Source organism: Bacteroides intestinalis (assembly GCF_003464595.1).
Taxonomy (GTDB): Bacteria; Bacteroidota; Bacteroidia; order Bacteroidales; family Bacteroidaceae; genus Bacteroides; species Bacteroides intestinalis_A.
On sequence record NZ_QRZF01000018.1, the window covers coordinates 49,629 to 68,225 of the forward strand.

Below are 18,597 nucleotides of genomic sequence, written 5' to 3' on the forward strand. Positions count from 1 at the left end.
ATGGAAGAACGTAGCGAGGAACTATGGCATGAGAAAGCCAGGCAACTTGGTATTGTAGTTATTATACCTACCTACAATAATGAGAAGACGCTGACTACCGTAATTGAAGATGTACTCTTCTATGTAGAAGATATCATCGTTGTCAATGACGGCTCTACCGATAGCACCCCTACCCTTCTGGAAAACTATCCGAACCTGCATATCATCACCCATCCTACCAATAAAGGAAAAGGAACTGCCTTAAAGAACGGATTGAAGCAGGCCAAAGCAGCCGGCTACCGATATGCCATCACTATAGATTCCGATGGACAGCATTTTGCTTCGGACATTCCTATTTTCATGGAAGAAATAGAAAAAGAACCGGATACGTTGCTGGTAGGTGCCCGTAATCTGACTTCGGACAATATGCCAGGCAAGAATACTTTTGCCAATAAGTTCTCCAACTTCTGGTTTAAACTTGAAACCGGAGTCAAGCTTCAGGATACCCAATCGGGTTACCGGCTCTATCCATTACATAAAATCAATGTGCAGAGATTCTACTATACCGCTAAATATGAATTTGAGCTTGAAGCACTGGTCTTTGCAGTATGGGGAGGAACCACGGTCCGCAATATACCCATACATGTCTATTATCCGCCCCAGGAAGAACGTGTCTCACACTTCCGTCCTTTCCGGGATTTCACCCGCATCAGTATATTGAATACCTTCTTAGTGTTCATCACTTTCCTTTGGATTTATCCGCGTAACTTCTTCCGGAAACTAACCTGGAGCAATTGCCGGAAATTCTTCCGAACTCACATTACACAGTCCGAAGAATCGAATCTGAAGATTACCTATGCCATTATGTTAGGTGTATTTATGGGAATAGTCCCGATTTGGGGATACCAGATGCTTGCCACTTTATTTTTGGCTCATGTGCTTAAACTCAACAAAGTAATAGCCATTGTAGCAGCTAATATCAGTATTCCTCCCATGATTCCTTTCCTATTATATGGCAGTTACCTGACAGGGTGTAAAGTACTGAACAGACCGGTTGAACTTCATCTTACCAATATTTCATTTGAAAATGTGAAATCGGTTTTAGAGCAATATTTAATTGGAAGTGTTATCTTTGCAACCGCTTGTAGTATACTGGCAGGTATTATAACGATCAGCCTGCTTACTATATACAGAAGGCCGAAAACAACATGACTCAGTTCTTTATCAGACTATATAATTATTTTCAAAGACACAAAGTTCTCTTCTACTTGTCACTCTGTGTTTGTGTCCTTTTTATGGGGTACTTCGCCTGGCAAGTCAGGTTTGAAGAGAATGTGACCCGTTTCTTTCCTGATACGAAGAACAGCCAGAACATCACCAAGGTATTTGATAACCTAAAAATAAAGGATAAGATTATCATCTTAATCTCTCCTGCCGACTCTACAGTAACTCCGGATCTAATGATAGAGGCCGGAGACCAACTGAAACAAAACTTATTAGAAGAGTCTAACCAAACCTGGATTAAAGATATCTTTTCGGAAGTAGATGAAACAACCATTGAAAAAGCAACAGATTTTGTTTATGAAAATCTTCCGCTGTTCCTGACGGAAAAAGACTATCAGCACTTCGACTCACTTTTAACGCAGGAAGGCATAGAAGCCATTATGCGAAAGAACTATACCAACCTTCTTTCTCCCGCAGGTATAGCATTGAGAGGTTATATACAAAGAGACCCGTTAGGACTTGGAAATAACGTCTTAAAGCATTTGCAGGATTTTCAATTGGAAACCAATTATGAAATAAACAACGGACACATCTTTTCGAAAGATGGAAACACATTGCTGATGTTTATGACTCCGGTATTCGGAACAGGAAGTACCGGTGAGAATGAAAATCTGATCCGGATACTTGAAAACGAGCTACAACAGATTCAGAAAGAGTATCCTTTCATTCACGCATCTTACTTTGGAGGTCCCTCGGTCAGCGTCTATAATGCGCGACAGATTAAAAAGGATACCATTATTACTTCTTCGATTGCACTGCTGATTATCATTGTTTTCATCTCGCTGGTGTTTAAGCACAAGAAATCAATCCCTCTCATTGTCACTCCCGTTTTATTCGGGGGATTGTTCGCTTTATGCCTGATCTATTTCATCCAGGGATATATTTCTGCAATCGCCGTAGGTGCCGGATCGGCTATTCTGGGTATTGCACTGAGTTATTCCATACACATGCTGGCCCATCAAAATCATGTTTCTACTGTCCAGCAATTGATTAAAGAAATAACTTATCCGCTTACAGTAGGCAGCTTCACTACAATAGGTGCATTCTTCGGACTTACTTTTACCACGTCCGAATTGCTACGCGATTTCGGTTTGTTTGCTTCTCTGGCACTTATCGGTACTACTCTTTTCTGTCTTATTTACCTTCCACATTTTCTGAAAGGACAAGCTGATGTGAAGCAAGGCAGGGTCTTATGCTTTATTGAAAAAATCAATGCCTATCCTTATGAAAAGAACAAATGGCTAGTAGGCATCATCGTTATTATTACCCTCATCGGCTTATTTACTTCACAGAAAGTCAAGTTTAACGAAGACATGATGAGCCTCAACTATGAACCTCAGCACTTAAAACAAGCAGAGGCTAAACTGGAACAGCTTTTCAATGCCCAAGAGAAAACCGTACTTTTTGTCAGTGTAGGTAAGAACATGACAGAAGCACTCGAAAGCTATGCAAATACCAATCAGCACTTATCCGCTTTTAAAGAGCAGGGACTTATTAAAGCGTATGCATCTGCCGAGCAATTCTTAATTTCACCGGAAGAACAGCAAAAGCGTCTGGAACAATGGAACCAGTATTGGGGAGAGTCGGGAAAGATATCAACTATTCGCAAATACATAGAAGACGCCGCCCGTACCTATCACTTCCGGGAAGGTAGTCTCGATACATTTTACCAATGGTTGGAACACCCATTCCAGCCCTATAATTATCAGGACGATACAAATAGTATCGCCACTACCCTACTGAACGAATGGCAAACAAGTGCTGACTCCATCACGATGCTCGTTACCCAGGTACGCATCACTGATGATAATAAGGAAGAAGTCTATCAACAATTCAAGGATAATACGGATGTTGTAGTCTTCGACCGGAGTTATTTCACTAATCAATGGGTCTCTGCCATCAATAACGACTTTTACCTGATACTTTATATTTCTTCATTCCTTATATTCCTGGCCCTATTGATTTCGTACGGGCGTTTAGAATTAACCCTGATCAGTTTCCTGCCTATGCTTATCAGCTGGACCATTATTTTGGGCCTGATGGGGATTCTGGGTATCGAATTCAACATTATCAATATTATCCTCTCTACTTTCATTTTCGGTATCGGAGACGACTTCAGTATCTTCATCATGGATGGACTCCAAAACAAATACCGGACAGGAAAAGCGATCCTGAATTCCCATAAGACAGCTATTTTCTTCTCTGCATTCACAGCCGTTGTGGGAATGGGAACTTTAGTATTTGCCAAACATCCCGCCCTGCAATCCATTTCACTGATTTCCATCCTTGGAATGGCAGCGGTGGTATTAGTAGCCTATACCATACAACCTATTATTTTCCAGTTCTTTATTGCTAAACCGGCTTCTAAGGGACTGCCCCCGTATACCTTGATAGGCTTACTCCGCACGATCATCCTTTTCATGCTCTTCGTTACAGGATGCATCATTCTGAGAATTTTCATTATCTTATTATACCTCATTCCGGTACGCCGCAGTTATAAGCAGCAGCTTGTTTGCCGGATTATCAACATTACTTGCAAAGGTATATTGGTAGTGGCAACATTTGTACGTAAAGAACACGTCAACGTAACCAATGAGACATTCAAAAAGCCGGCTATCATAATAGCCAATCACCAGTCTTTCATTGATATCCTGGAGTTATTATCTTTTTCCCCGAAGATTATCATGATAACCAATCACTGGGTATGGAACTCTCCGGTATTTGGAAAAATTATTCAATATGCAGGCTTCTTCCATGTAGACGAAGGATATGAACTTTGTGTGGAACGGATGCGGGAAAAAGTAAGAGAAGGATACTCCATCGCCATTTTCCCCGAAGGTACCCGGACCTATGACGGCAAGATGAAACGTTTTCATAAAGGCGCTTTCTATTTATCAGAAACTCTACAATTGGATATTATTCCTATTCTGCTATACGGCAATGGAGAGATTATAGCCAAGGCACAACCTTTCTATGTCCGCAAAGGCATTATTTACTCTAAAATATTGCCTCGCATACTTTATAACGATGCTTCATTCGGAACGACCTATCAGGAACGTACCAAGCGTATTTCTTCCTATATGAAAGAAGAATATGCACGTATTTGCCTGGAAAAGAATACACCGGCGAATCCGGCATTTTATGAGGCGTTGGTACTGAACTATATCTATAAAAGTCCTGTCATCGAGTGGTACATCCGCATCAAAGTAAAGATGGAACACAATTACCAGTTATTCAATCAACTGATTCCGATGAAAGGACAGATTACGGATATCGGTTGTGGTCTGGGTCCTCTGTGTTATATGCTGTCTATGATATCCAAAGAAAGGCAAATATTAGGAATCGATTATGACGAAGATAAAATAGCTATAGCTCAACACGGCTGGCTTCGTGGCGAAAACCTTCGTTTTGAACATGCTGACGCATCGGTTTATGAGTTCCCGGAAAGTGATGTCTTCATCCTGAATGACGTATTACATTACATGAATTATGAACATCAACATGACTTGTTAGTGAGATGCGCCAATCTTCTTCGTCCTGAAGGAATGATTATCGTACGTGATGGAAATTCCGCTGAGACCCATAAACATCGGCTAACCCGCCTCACTGAAGTTCTCTCTACCCAAGTTGTCAAGTTCAATCGCACTACGGATGAGCTCTGCTTCACTTCCGAAACTCAAATTCAAAGCATAGCCCGGGAGTGTGGAATGGAAGTAAAGACTATCCGCAACGATAAATATACATCGAATACCATCTATATACTTAAAAAGCAATTGCCATGAGTAAGTATGACATCATCATCATCGGAAGCGGATTAGGTGGCCTTGAATGTGGAGCCATACTTAGTAAAGAAGGGTATAACATATGTGTGCTCGAAAAGAACGAACTGTTTGGAGGATGCTTTCAGACCTATCGCCGGAAAGGGCATTTGTTGGATACAGGAATTCATTATATAGGTAGTCTGGACAAAGGACAAGTCATGAATCAGTTTTTCCGGTATATAGGAATCATGGATCACCTCAAAGTCCGGAAACTGGATGAAAATGCTTTTGATAAGATTTTCTATAAGAATCGCGTATATGATTACGCAATGGGATACGAACGTTTTATCGATACCCTTTGCCAATCATTTCCTCACGAAAAAGAAAATCTCCGGCAATATACAACGTTACTGAAAGAAGTAGGTAATCTGATCAGTGTGGACAATCTGAAGAAAGGCATTATTTCTACTGAAGGAATGAAGTTCTTCAATACCTCAGCGGCAGGAATGATAGATAAGATTACCACCAATCCTGATTTGCAATCGGTATTGGCCGGCTCGGCACTTCTGTATGGTGGTTTAAGAGAACATTCCAACTTCTATGAACACGCCATGATTAACAACTCCTACATACAAGGAGCCTATCGGTTCATTGACGGAAGTATGCAAGTGGCCTCTGAGATGATCAATGTGATTCGCACTCATGGCGGAACAGTTTTGAACAACAGTGAAGTCACCCGTATCATTGTAGAGAACAACCAGGCAGCAGGGGTAGAGATAAACCATGCAGAACGAATAGAAAGCAAATACATCATCTCTAACGTACACCCCAAACAAACATTAACCTTGCTGGACAAAACCCGCTGTATCAAAAATGCCTATATCTCCCGTATTAATTCTTTAGAAAACACATACGGCATTTTCACTCTTTATCTGATTATGAAAGAGAAAAGTTATCCGTATCAGAATCAGAACCTCTATCTGCATGGAGACAATGATGTATGGTATGATAAGAAAGTCAATATGGGATATACCACCAATTGCATGATCTCCACACAAGCATCTTCCCGCAACAGTAATTATGCAGACGTCATATCCATTCTGACTCCCATGTATATAGATGAACTGTCTGCTTGGCAGGATACACTTCCCGAACAACGAGGTGAAGACTATAAAGCCTTCAAAATAGAAAAAGCCAGGCAATTGTTGGAGTTCATCAAAAGTCACGGAATCGATTTTACTGATCATATAGAGACAATGTATACCACTACTCCACTTAGCTACAGAGACTTTACGGGTACTTGCGACGGTTCCGCCTATGGGATTATCAAAGATTACAAATGTCCGCAAATCGGCTTTGTTTCCACCCGAACCAAATTGGGAAACTTATTTCTCACAGGACAGAACCTAAATGTCCACGGTGCTTTAGGAGTAACATTAACCTCCATCATCACTTGTGGCGAATTACTCGGACATGAATATTTAGCTAAACGAATAGGCCATGCATAAGATATTAAAGAAAACAATTAAATATACGGCATGTGGCATAGGGGTGCTTCTCCTTGCCATTATCCTCTTTGTTAGCATCCTCTATTTCTCTGCGGATATGCTGACTCCCGACTACACCCCCAAGGCCAACGGAGAATTGGTACAGACAGATAGCCTTCGGGAATATGCAGGCAATTATCTGCGGCAAAGCAACAGTGGCCTGTGGGAATTGAAAGTGAGTGGCGACGCATTCCAGCGCGGTGAAGCCATAGGCAAACTTTCTTCTGATTTACTATATTATCAGGAGAAAGTCTTTGTTGACCAGATACGCGAAATCGTACCTTCTGACAATTATCTTAAGTTTCTCCGCTTCTTCATCGTACTTTTCAACCGTAATTTAGGAAAGAATGTCCCGGAAGAGTTCAGAGATGAAATTTACGGCATTTCGCTCTCCTGTACCCATGAGTACGACTTTATCGGTACTCCCTACGAGCGCCAGCTCAATTATCATTCGGCTCACGATCTGGGACATGCCATGCAAGATTACATGTTGGTAGGTTGCAGTTCCTTTGCCACCTGGGGAGAAAACAGTGCCGACTCTTCCCTCATCATCGGACGCAATTTTGATTTTTACATGGGGGATAAGTTTGCACACAACAAACTGGTATCTTTTTATCAGCTCGAGCAAGGCTATAAATTTGCATCCGTGGGTTGGCCAGGTATGATCGGTGTACTTTCGGGCATGAATGAAACCGGACTCACGGTGACTATCAATGCTGCAAAATCGGATATGCCGACTGCTTCCGCCACTCCCATCTCTATCCTGACCAGAGAGATACTGCAATATGCCTCAACAATTGATGAAGCTTATGCCATCGCTTTGAAGCGGAAAACATTTGTTTCCGAATCCATACTGATTGGTTCTGCACAGGATGGCAGAGCCGCTATCATTGAAAAGTCACCGGAGAAGACGGCACTTTTTACAAGTAGCGGTAATCAGATTATTTGTACCAACCATTATCAATCAGATACTTTCCGCAACGATGAACGCAACCTGGAAAACATTGCGACTTCCGATAGTCCCTATCGTTTTGCCTGTCTGCAAGAACTGTTGAAAGAGAATAAGCCTATCGACCCGATGAAAGCTGCTTCCATACTCCGCAACCAAAAAGGATTGGACAATATTGATTTGGGTATGGGTAATGAAATGGCTATCAATCAACTCATAGCCCATCACTCTGTTATTTTCCTACCGAAGAAACAAATCATGTATGTATCCACTTCTCCCTGGCAATGCGGCAAGTACATGGCATACGATCTAAACAAAATATTCAGCGATACTGTAGATTTCCATCACGAAATCGCCACTTTGAGTCTGACTATTCCCGAAGACAACTTTATCAGGCAAGCAAACTACAAACAGTTCATGGCTTATAAACAGCTAACGAAGCTCATTCGGGAAAAGACCCAGCGAAAAGAAACAATAGAAACAAAGGTCCTGAATCTTTATGAGGTATCCAATCCTTCATTCTATTACGTTTACGAAGTATTGGGAAATTATTATGCTGCAGTACAACAAACTGGTACAGCCATAACCTATTGGCAGAAAGCACTAACAATGCCCATACCCAAACAAGCAGAAAAAGTACGAATCCAACAAAAAATCAATAAAAACCAATAATATGGAAAAGAATCCAGACATACAGTTTCGTTCTCCTGAAGAGATTAAATTGTATCAGGAAGCCAGACTCACCGAAACCTTGGCTTACTTGCAGGCACATTCCCGCTTCTATCAGCAAATGTTCAAAGAACATTCCATAGACATCACCCGAATCAAGAAGATAGAAGACCTCCAACAAATTCCCGTTACCACCAAAACGGACCTGCAACTACATAACAGTGAATTCATCTGTGTAGACCCGGATGATATTATCGACTATGTCACCACTTCCGGAACTTTAGGAGATCCGGTTACTTTTGTACTGACCTCCAAAGACCTGGACCGTCTGGCATACAACGAATATTTGTCTTTCAATACTGCCGGATGCAGCCGACACGATATACTGCAACTGATGACTACCATAGACCGCCGCTTCATGGCAGGGTTGGCCTACTACCTGGGAGCCAGAGAGCTCGGTATGGGAGTAGCCCGTGTAGGCAACGGTATACCGGAACTGCAATGGGATACCATTCATCGTATTCACCCTACCTGCGGCATGGTCGTTCCTTCATTCCTGATTAAATTGATAGAGTTTGCCGAGAAAAATCAGATTGATCATAACACCTGTTCTATGAAGAAGTGTGTATGTATCGGCGAAGCACTGCGTAACCCCGACTTTACATTGAACACCCTTGGACAGCGTATCAGCGAAAAGTGGCCGTCACTCCAACTCTATTCCACTTATGCCTCTACGGAAATGCAATCGTCCTTCACCGAATGTTCTGAATTTCATGGCGGACACCTGCAACCCGAGCTTATCATTGTAGAGTTTCTGGATGACAAGAACCTTCCGGTGAAAGAAGGGGAACCGGGAGAAGTAACCATTACCACCTTAGGGGTGGAAGGTATGCCTTTACTTCGTTTTAAAACCGGAGACATCTGTTACCAATATACGGAACCTTGTGCATGTGGCAGAAATACCATCCGGTTAAGTTCTGTGCTGGGACGAAAAGGCCAAATGATAAAATATAAAGGAACAACCTTGTACCCACCTGCATTATTCGACATATTGGATGATATTCCACGGGTAAAAAACTATGTTGTTGAAGTGTATACCAATAAGTTAGGTACAGACGAGATCTTGATCCGGATTGGCAGTGACGAGAACAGCGAAAGCTTTGCCAAAGAAATTAAAGATTTATTCCGTTCTAAAATACGGGTAGCACCTACTATCCGGTTTGAACCGGCAGAGTATATTGCCCAGATACAAATGCCTCCGATGAGTAGAAAAAGCATTAAATTCTTTGATTTACGATAACTATTATCTAATTTTGACAAATTTATAAACTGAGTACTGATTCTAAATTATTAATTGTATGAAAAAGCTATTCACCCTTCTGTTCCTTGCAACAAGCATGATTTGCTTCGGACAAAACAAGAACTTCCTTAAAGAAGCTGAAAGTATCAATTTCTATGGAGTGGATTATTCGGCGGCCAAAGTATTTGGTGCAGCAGAATCCCCGGCACAATTTAAAGTGGCATTTAATGAAATTAACCAATTATTTATCACCGAAGCCAAAAAATATGATGTTAGCAAGAAGTTAAAAGTAAGAGTCAGTGAAATCTCACTTGACGCAGTCAATCAGGTAAATGGAGCAATCAATCCACAAGAATTGATGACGACTGATACAAGCTATACGTTGAGTGAAGAGCAGATTAAACAAATAGTGAAAGCACTTCCCACGCAAAACAAGCCAGGTATTGGACTGGTTATCATTGCTAAATTATTGAACAAAGCAGAGGCATACGGCTCTTATCAGGTAGTATTCTTCAATACGGATACGAAAGAAATAATACAAGATTGGGCTACAGGTGGTAAAGCAAGAGGTTTTGGATTACGCAATTATTGGGCTGGTTCTATTTATAAAGTTATAAACAATCTATAAAAAAAGAATATACTAAAAACAAAAGACGATGAAAAAATTACTATTATTATTTACCTTATTAGTAGGTATCAGCCTTCACTGTGCAGCACAAAATTACACTGAAGTTGTTTATCTGAAAAACGGAAGTATCATCCGTGGTATTATCATTGAGCAAATACCCAACAGTTCGCTGAAAATACAAACTGCTGATGGAAGTATCTTTGCCTATCCAATGAATGAAGTTGAGAAAATTACGAAAGAAGTAGGTGCATCTAAGAATAGACACCAGGATTTCGGGAAAAAGAGCAGTACCTTGAGAGGTTATAAGGGTTTTGTTGAAACCGGTTATATCTTCGACCTAAGCGATTATGATGCTAACAGATTTACTTTATCAACCACACACGGTTATCAGTTTAATAATTATCTGTTTGTCGGAGGTGGTTTGGGATTGAATTGTTATACAGATGCTGATTTATATTCTGTTCCCATATTTGCCAGCTTCAGAGCCAATTTCACCAAAAACAAGATTACGCCATTTGCTGATATTAAAAGTGGTTACGCCGCTGGTGATGTAGAAGGGGCTTTTGTTACATTTGGTATAGGTGTACGCTTCGCTCTTGCTAAAAAGATGGCACTGAATCTTAAACTGGAATACGCATATCAAGAATATGATTACGAATACTATTATGGCAGCCATTATTACTATGATAATGAGTCTATAAATGGTATCGGAATCAAATTTGGTTTCGAATTCTAAGTAAAGCAGTCTCTATACTAAAAAGCGGATTGAATTCTATGCCATGTAGTTTTCAATCCGCTTTTCATTTATTATGTTTCTTCTATCCCTGCTGAATATCTTTTTTCAGTTCATCCACCTGTTCATAAGTAAATCCGTCAAGGGCTTTCTTCATACTGATCAACTCCTCACGAATCGCTTTCAGGCGATCTACAATTTCAAAGTTACGGAGAGTGGTTTCTTTATTGTCTTTCATTCTCTGGCGGGCACCGGGTAATGTCATTCCCCGTTCCTTCACCAGATGATAGATCAGCTTCACAGTTTCAATATCCTCTTTGCGGTATTGTCGCACCCCACGACTTCCCTTCTTCGGAGAAAGTTGTGGAAACTCTTTCTCCCAGAAACGAAGCAAAGACTCGTTCACATCGAACATCTGAGCTACCTCACTGATGGAATAATATAATTTCAGATCTTTATCCATAGCTGTTAATCAAGAACCTTACCGTGGTTGGCAGCAATTTGTATCATTCGGTCGTAATCCTCAGCACTCAAGTCCATAAAGTAATAGTTGACAGGGTTGACTACCTGACCTTTTACATGAACTTCATAATGCAAGTGAGGCCCTGTACTCTTTCCCGTACTGCCTACCCCGCCAATAACTTCACCGCGTACCACCTTCTTTCCGACCTTAGTACGGAAATCACGCAAATGCGCGTATACGGTCTGATAGCCAAATCCATGATCTACCACAATCCGGTTACCATATCCGGTTTGCCACCCCATCTGTATCACCGTACCATCTCCTGTGGCATAAACATCCGTACCCAAAGGCGCCGAGAAGTCCATACCCGCATGGAATTTGGTAGTTCCGTAGATAGGATCGATACGCGTTCCGTAACCGGAAGCTGTTTTACGAAGGTCTTTATTGGAAACAGGCTGGATAGCGGGGATACAACGCAACATTTCGTCATGACTCTTACACATATCCACCACATCATCGAAAGAACGAGACTGGATATAGAGTTGCTTGCTGAGCATATCCATCTTCTGAGTTGTATTCACTACCAGATCGGAGTTTGCCATATCCATCAGGTGTTCATAACGGTTAGTACCACCATACCCTGCCTGGCGGATAGCCGAAGGTATGGGGTCAGCTGCAAATATAACCCGATACAGGTTATCATCACGCTGCTGCACATCTTGCAACACCCCCATTGCCTCATCCAGACGACGGGAAAGCACATTATACTGCGCTAAAAGTTGGCTATTTTCCTTCCTCAACTCTTTCTCTGAAGGTGAACCGAAGATAATCAGCAGAATTATAAAACTACCTGCCCCTAAGCCCATGCCGATAAACAAACGGCGCAAGAGACTCACCATCCGTTGCCGGACAGTAGGGTAAATACGGTCATAAGTCTGCGTCTGTGGATTATAAATGTAGTAAACTTTGCGCATCTTTTGGAAATATTTCGCTCATTAATACGGCAAAAGTAATAAAAACAAGCTATCTTTGCGCTGTTTTTTCAAGAATATTAATACTAAGTAGCAAGTAGTTAGTAGATAATATCGAATAGAAGATAGTAACAGATTAAGATAAATAGAAGAGTATGTTGACTGCAAATGAAATCCGGAACTCATTCAAGAGTTTCTTCGAGAGCAAAGGCCACCAGATAGTGCCCTCGGCTCCGATGGTAATTAAAGATGACCCGACACTGATGTTTACTAATGCGGGGATGAATCAGTTTAAAGATATTATTTTGGGCAACCACCCTGCGAAATATAAAAGAGTCGCGGACTCGCAGAAATGTCTGCGCGTTAGCGGAAAACATAATGACCTGGAAGAAGTAGGACACGACACGTACCACCACACCATGTTCGAGATGTTGGGTAACTGGTCGTTCGGTGACTATTTTAAGAAAGAGGCTATCGACTGGGCATGGGAATATCTGGTAGATGTTCTGAAGATAGATCCGAAGAACCTTTATGCCACCGTATTCGAAGGCAGCCCTGAAGAAGGATTGGAACGTGACAATGAAGCTGCTTCCTTTTGGGAACAGCACCTTCCGAAAGATCATATCCTCAACGGTAACAAGCATGATAACTTCTGGGAGATGGGCGATACAGGTCCGTGTGGTCCGTGTTCCGAGATACATATAGACTCACGTTCGGAAGAAGAGAAAGCCAAAGTTCCAGGTAGCCAATTGGTGAACAAGGATCATCCGCAGGTTATTGAAATCTGGAATCTTGTATTCATGCAATTCAACCGTAAAGCTGATGGAAGCCTTGAAGGACTTCCCGCCAAAGTGATCGATACAGGTATGGGCTTTGAACGCTTGGTACGCACACTGCAGGGCAAGACTTCAAACTATGATACGGACGTATTCCAGCCGATATTGAAAGCCATCGCTCACATGGCAGACACCACCTATGGCAAAGACAACCAACAGGACATCGCCATGCGTGTGATTGCCGACCACATTCGTACAATCGCTTTCTCTATTACAGACGGTCAGTTGCCTTCGAATGCAAAGGCAGGTTATGTAATCCGCCGTATCCTGCGTCGTGCAGTTCGTTACGGTTATACATTCCTGGGACAGAGACAGGCATTCATGTATAAATTGCTCCCGGTTCTGATTGAGAATATGGGTGGAGCTTATCCTGAACTGGAAGCACAAAAAGAACTGATCAGCAAGGTTATTAAAGAAGAAGAAGACTCCTTCCTCCGCACACTGGAAACCGGTATCCGCTTGCTGGATAAGACGATGACTGACGCCAAAGCTGCCGGAAAGACAGAAATCAGTGGTAAGGATGCCTTTACCTTATATGATACTTTCGGTTTCCCACTCGACCTGACGGAACTGATTCTCCGTGAAAACGGTATGACTGCCGACATCAAGGAGTTCGACGCCGAGATGCAACAGCAGAAGCAACGTGCCCGCAATGCCGCTGCCATAGAAACCGGTGACTGGATTACACTGAAAGAAGGAACTACTGAATTTGTAGGTTACGACTATACGGAATATGAAACAAGTATCCTTCGTTACCGCCAAGTAAAACAGAAAAACCAGACATTGTATCAGATTGTACTGGACTATACCCCGTTCTATGCCGAAAGTGGTGGCCAGGTAGGTGATACAGGTGTATTGGTCAGCGAATTCGAAACGATTGAGGTAGTTGACACAAAGAAGGAAAATAACCTTCCGATACATATCACCAAGAAATTGCCCGCACATCCGGAAGCTCCGATGATGGCTTGCATAGATACCGACAAACGTGCTGCCTGTGCAGCCAATCACTCGGCTACCCACTTGCTGGACTCCGCACTCCGCGAAGTACTGGGCGAGCATGTAGAGCAAAAGGGTTCTTTGGTAACCCCCGACTCACTACGTTTCGACTTCTCTCACTTCCAGAAAGTGACGGACGAAGAAATCCGCCAGGTAGAACATCTGGTGAATGCTAAAATCCGTGCCAACATACCTTTAAAGGAATATCGCAATATTCCTATTGAAGATGCCAAAGAATTGGGTGCTATCGCCTTGTTCGGTGAAAAGTACGGCGACCATGTGCGTGTGATTCAGTTCGGTTCATCCGTTGAGTTCTGTGGGGGTATACACGTTGCCGCTACCGGAAACATCGGTATGATAAAGATCGTATCTGAAAGTTCCGTTGCTGCCGGCGTACGCCGTATCGAAGCTTACACCGGTGCACGCGTAGAGGAATTGATGGACACCATCGAAGATACTCTGAAAGATCTGAAAGCACTCTTCAACAATGCACCCGACTTGGCCGGAACCATCCGCAAATACATTGAAGAGAATGCCGGATTGAAGAAGCAGATGGAAGACTTCATGAGGGAGAAAGAGGCACAGATAAAGGAAAGATTGCTGAAAAACATGCAGGAAATCCACGGCATAAAGGTAATTAAGATTTGTGCTCCGATACCTGCAGAAAGCATTAAGAATATTGCATTCCAACTGCGTGGCGAGATTACAGAAAACCTGTGTTTCGTTGCCGGAACGATCAATGAAGGAAAACCGATGCTGACGGTAATGTTGAGCGACAACCTCGTAGCCGGCGGATTGAAAGCCGGAAACCTGGTGAAAGAAGCTGCCAAACTGATTCAAGGCGGTGGCGGCGGCCAACCTCACTTTGCAACAGCAGGTGGAAAGAACATTGACGGACTGAATGCAGCAATAGAAAAGGTACTGGAACTGGCCGGAATTTAATAATTGACTTGTGAAGGCAGGCGGATTATTATTCGCCTGTGCAAGTAAATAACTGGCAAAAGACTTGACTTTGACATCCAGATGTCGTATCTTTGTCAATGTAATCCTGATTTAGTTTCGGGAAGATATATAGTAGAGAGGAGAAGCGAATGTTTCTCCTCTTTTTTTGTATCTATAAAAGTGAAATGAGTTAAGATAGTATGTTTTACAGGATAACATACCATGTAATGAAGTAAAACAAACGATGTAATCACCCCAAACAAACCATCTGTTTGGGTAAAACACATCATCCGTTTAAGGGTAACACACCATCTGTTTGCAGAAAATAGAAACGGGAAAGCCGAAGCCCTCCCGTCCCGTTAAACAAACATAAATTCTCTCTTGACAAAAAAGGTTAGATTAGTATATCTTTTTCAATTATTCACCACTCCCTCATATGGCTTCAAGCGTTCCACATGATAAACTTTACATCCCGCCGGGACTTCTACCGGACAGATCTCGGTAACATTTTCCCAAAAGTCCATATATTCCATTACAGACGTTCTGGTCAGATCAGGACCATTGAAAGTATAAAGATGCTTTTCGCCATTATACTCAAATAGCAGACCTAAGCGTTCCTTTTCATCTTCAACAACCGGAACTCTTTCATATCGTCCTATAAAAGGAGCAATAGCAGAATCATCCGGACGAACACGCAAGGTTCCTTTTTCCAACATTTCAGATTCATTGTCCGGTATCATCTCATAACGTCCTCCCACCTTTACGGTAAAAAAGTCAGTGAATGCATCCGCTATATTCTTCTGTTGTTCTTCTGTAGCTCCGGGAACCACGATACCATCCTTCACTTTATACCAAACCAATTTCAGGCATTCATCTACCTTCACTCTCAGTAAAGCTGAAGAACCACTACCATCTCTTACCGTAATTCCCGTCTCACCTTCGGCTTTAGGAATAATCTGTATACGTTGGTACCCACTTTCACTTTTTACAAAAGCAGCAGTTACTATCGCATCGTCACCGTTCACTATGGAATAGTTACCGTCTCCACCATCCACACCAACAATAATACCTTCCGGTTTATTCAAATAGAGATTCGCGGAACTAATCAGATTAGAACAAGTCCCAATCTGGTAAATAGGCGCCTCTCCCGTAAAAAACACCATATCACGATAATCATCCTCGCATGCAGTACCTACAAACAAGAGTGAAATCAACATTAAAATAGAATAGATGTGTCTCATTGTTTTAGCTTTTATATCGGATTCGTATAATGAAAATGCAGTAAATAGTTAATTACTGCATGAGAACAGATATTTTTTTTAGCTTCAGCGATTTATAGTATTTGTTCTTTCGGATAATTCACCAGATACAAAGTACCTGTAGCACGGGTAAAAGCCGTATATAGCCAGCGGAAATAATCCGGTGCCAGATACTCATCCGTCATATACCCCTGATCGAGAAATACATTCTTCCATTGCCCGCCCTGCGCTTTGTGGCAAGTAACGGCATAAGCATACTTCACTTGTAAGGCATTATAATGCGGGTCTGCCTTCATCTTTTTCATCCGTTCACGTTTCATGGAAATATCGGCGTAATCTTCGAGTACTGCATAGAAAAGCCGGTCATTGTCTGCCTTTGGCAAAGCTGGCGCATCAGTATGCAAGGTATCCAGCAACAGATTAACTTCCAGTTCAAAGTCCCCGTAATCAGGAAAAGCGAGCAAAACCTCCGCAAAACGGAAACCATATAACTCACGTGTACGGCGTAGGCGGCGAAGAACAGCTATTTCACCATTGGCAATGAAATCCATTTCTTTACTTTTTTCCGTCCAGTAGTAATTATTCTTTGCTACCATCAGCAAGTCACCTGTATTCAATTCATCCTCCCGCCAAAGGATTTGCGCACGTATACCATTATTGTAGATATTCGCCCGCTTATTGGAACGGCATACGACAATGGTCTCATCCATCCCGTCACGGTCGTAACAAGTACTCAGCGTATCTATCAGTTCGTCACCCGGAACTACTTTTATATCAGCAAATCCCGACACCTTTATCTTTGGTAAACTTTCACAGGCATCTTCGGCTATAAGTTGGCGCAACTGGGTAGCATTCCACAAAATACCGGAGTCCTGCACCTGACGTACTACCTGCGTCAAATCTACCTCTATCACTTCCAGTCCATATCCTTTCAGAGCTTCAGCAAATAAGGCAGGGCTCTGCTCCTCACCCACCGGAGGAAGCTGTGCTGTATCGCCCATCAACACCAGGCGGCATCCTGTACCGGAGTAAACAAACTGTATCAGATCGTCCAGCAAACGTCCTGTACCGAACACAGCACCGGATAAGCCCTCGTTCGAAATCATCGAAGCCTCATCCACTATATATAAGGTATGTGTAGTCAAATTATCATTCACCGAGAAGTTACTCACCTCGTTGGAGAAAGATTGCTGACGGTAAATCTTTTTGTGAATAGTAAACGCCGGATGCCCCGCATAAGCAGAAAAGACTTTCGCCGCCCGCCCTGTAGGAGCCAGCAAAATTGACTTCTGTTGCAACTTATCCAATGTCCGTACCAATGCTCCAACCAGCGAAGTTTTTCCCGTACCAGCGTATCCGCGCAGTACAAAAACCGCATCGTTACGGGGAGATAGCAAGAAGGTAGCCAATGATTTTAGTACTATTTCTTGCTCAAAAGTTGGTTCATAAGGAAAATTTTCCTTAATTTGCGTTTCTAAATAGTTATTTATCATTTTTGTAATAGAAAAAAGTTACAGGAACTATCGCCATTAGAATTATTTATTTTATTTTTGCGGTACGAATATAACAACTAAAAAACATATTTATCATGAAAACAGTATTTAATGTCATTTTAGGCTTGTGTGCAGTGGTACTGATCTACATCTGCTATACCAGCATTATGGGTCCTATTAATTTCGAAAAGGCAAGAAAGCACAGAGAGAAGGCAGTTATTGCCCGTTTAATGGACATCCGTAAAGCACAGCAGGAGTACCGTAACTTGAATCACCAACAGTACACAGCAAGTTTCGACACTTTGATCAACTTTGTTAAAAACCAGAAGTTGCCTTTCATCTACAAAGAAGGTGAATTGAATGATAAGCAGTTGGAAGACGGTATGACAGAAAAGAAAGCTATTGCTATTATCAACAAAGCAAAGAAAACAGGAAAATACGATGAAGTAAAGAAGGCAGGTCTTGAAAACTTCAAACGTGATACTTTGTGGGTTGCCGTACTGGATACAGTATTCCCTAAAGGTTTCAATGCTGACTCTATGAGATATGTTCCTTACGGTGGTGGTGCACAGTTCGAAATGGCTATCAGAAATGATACTGCTAAATCAGGTGCTCCTTTCTGTCTGCTCGAAGTTAAGACTCCGTACGAAACTTACCTGAACGGTCTGGACAAGCAAGAAATTGCTAACATGAAAGACGTACAAACCAAATTGGGTAAATATTGCGGTCTGATGATCGGTAGCTTGGAAACAGCTAACAATAACGCAGGTAACTGGGAATAATTCCT

Annotated in this window: 13 protein-coding genes; 9 read left to right on the forward strand and 4 right to left on the reverse strand. The window is 42.1% G+C overall.

Annotation, left to right across the window (positions count from 1 at the left end):
* The 7 genes from DWW10_RS19905 to DWW10_RS19935 are packed head-to-tail and all read left to right on the forward strand — an operon-like array spanning nucleotide 1 to nucleotide 10,853.
* The gene (locus DWW10_RS19905) at nucleotides 1-1,191 is read left to right on the forward strand and encodes a DUF2062 domain-containing protein (protein WP_022392737.1); all 1,191 of its coding nucleotides are present in this window, start codon (nucleotides 1-3) and stop codon (nucleotides 1,189-1,191) included.
* A complete protein-coding gene (locus tag DWW10_RS19910) occupies nucleotides 1,188-5,045 on the forward strand; it encodes a trifunctional MMPL family transporter/lysophospholipid acyltransferase/class I SAM-dependent methyltransferase (protein WP_022392738.1) in 3,858 nt (1,285 codons plus the stop codon). The genes DWW10_RS19905 and DWW10_RS19910 overlap by 4 nt, the downstream gene beginning before the upstream one ends.
* Nucleotides 5,042-6,532, forward strand: a complete 1,491-nt coding sequence (locus DWW10_RS19915) for a phytoene desaturase family protein (protein ID WP_022392739.1) — start codon at nucleotides 5,042-5,044, stop codon at nucleotides 6,530-6,532. The genes DWW10_RS19910 and DWW10_RS19915 overlap by 4 nt, the downstream gene beginning before the upstream one ends.
* Nucleotides 6,525-8,192, forward strand: coding sequence for a C45 family autoproteolytic acyltransferase/hydrolase (locus tag DWW10_RS19920; protein WP_022392740.1), 1,668 nt, complete (start codon nucleotides 6,525-6,527; stop codon nucleotides 8,190-8,192). Before DWW10_RS19915 ends, DWW10_RS19920 begins: the two co-directional genes overlap by 8 nt.
* A gap of 1 nt (nucleotide 8,193) precedes the next feature.
* Nucleotides 8,194-9,489 (forward strand): flexirubin biosynthesis putative acyl-CoA ligase FlxY, encoded by a 1,296-nt coding sequence (flxY, locus tag DWW10_RS19925; protein ID WP_022392741.1) that lies wholly within the window; start codon nucleotides 8,194-8,196, stop codon nucleotides 9,487-9,489.
* 58 nt (nucleotides 9,490-9,547) lie between these two features.
* Nucleotides 9,548-10,117: a hypothetical protein gene (locus DWW10_RS19930; RefSeq protein ID WP_022392742.1), complete on the forward strand. Its 570-nt coding sequence runs from the start codon at nucleotides 9,548-9,550 to the stop codon at nucleotides 10,115-10,117.
* Between the two features lie 28 nt (nucleotides 10,118-10,145).
* Nucleotides 10,146-10,853, forward strand: a complete 708-nt coding sequence (locus DWW10_RS19935; RefSeq protein ID WP_022392743.1) for a hypothetical protein — start codon at nucleotides 10,146-10,148, stop codon at nucleotides 10,851-10,853.
* 82 nt (nucleotides 10,854-10,935) lie between these two features.
* Here the strand turns inward: DWW10_RS19935 and DWW10_RS19940 are convergent, their stop codons facing one another.
* Both DWW10_RS19940 and DWW10_RS19945 read right to left on the reverse strand, forming a co-directional pair.
* Nucleotides 10,936-11,313 (reverse strand): MerR family transcriptional regulator, encoded by a 378-nt coding sequence (locus DWW10_RS19940; protein WP_022392744.1) that lies wholly within the window; start codon nucleotides 11,311-11,313, stop codon nucleotides 10,936-10,938.
* A gap of 5 nt (nucleotides 11,314-11,318) precedes the next feature.
* Nucleotides 11,319-12,287 (reverse strand): M23 family metallopeptidase, encoded by a 969-nt coding sequence (locus DWW10_RS19945; RefSeq protein WP_022392745.1) that lies wholly within the window; start codon nucleotides 12,285-12,287, stop codon nucleotides 11,319-11,321.
* Between the two features lie 152 nt (nucleotides 12,288-12,439).
* On the opposite strand from DWW10_RS19945, the gene alaS reads away from it, so the two are divergent.
* Nucleotides 12,440-15,058: an alanine--tRNA ligase gene (gene alaS, locus DWW10_RS19950; RefSeq protein WP_022392746.1), complete on the forward strand. Its 2,619-nt coding sequence runs from the start codon at nucleotides 12,440-12,442 to the stop codon at nucleotides 15,056-15,058.
* 413 nt (nucleotides 15,059-15,471) lie between these two features.
* Here alaS and DWW10_RS19955 read toward each other — a convergent pair whose 3' ends face one another.
* Entirely contained in the window at nucleotides 15,472-16,299 is an 828-nt protein-coding gene (locus DWW10_RS19955) for a hypothetical protein (RefSeq protein ID WP_022392747.1), read from the reverse strand.
* A 92-nt stretch (nucleotides 16,300-16,391) separates the two neighbouring features.
* A complete protein-coding gene (locus DWW10_RS19960) occupies nucleotides 16,392-17,810 on the reverse strand; it encodes an ATP-dependent DNA helicase (protein WP_022392748.1) in 1,419 nt (472 codons plus the stop codon).
* 95 nt (nucleotides 17,811-17,905) lie between these two features.
* Here DWW10_RS19960 and DWW10_RS19965 point away from each other — a divergent pair, with 95 nt between their 5' ends.
* Nucleotides 17,906-18,592, forward strand: coding sequence for a hypothetical protein (locus DWW10_RS19965; RefSeq protein WP_022392749.1), 687 nt, complete (start codon nucleotides 17,906-17,908; stop codon nucleotides 18,590-18,592).
* Nucleotides 18,593-18,597: the final 5 nt, after the last annotated feature.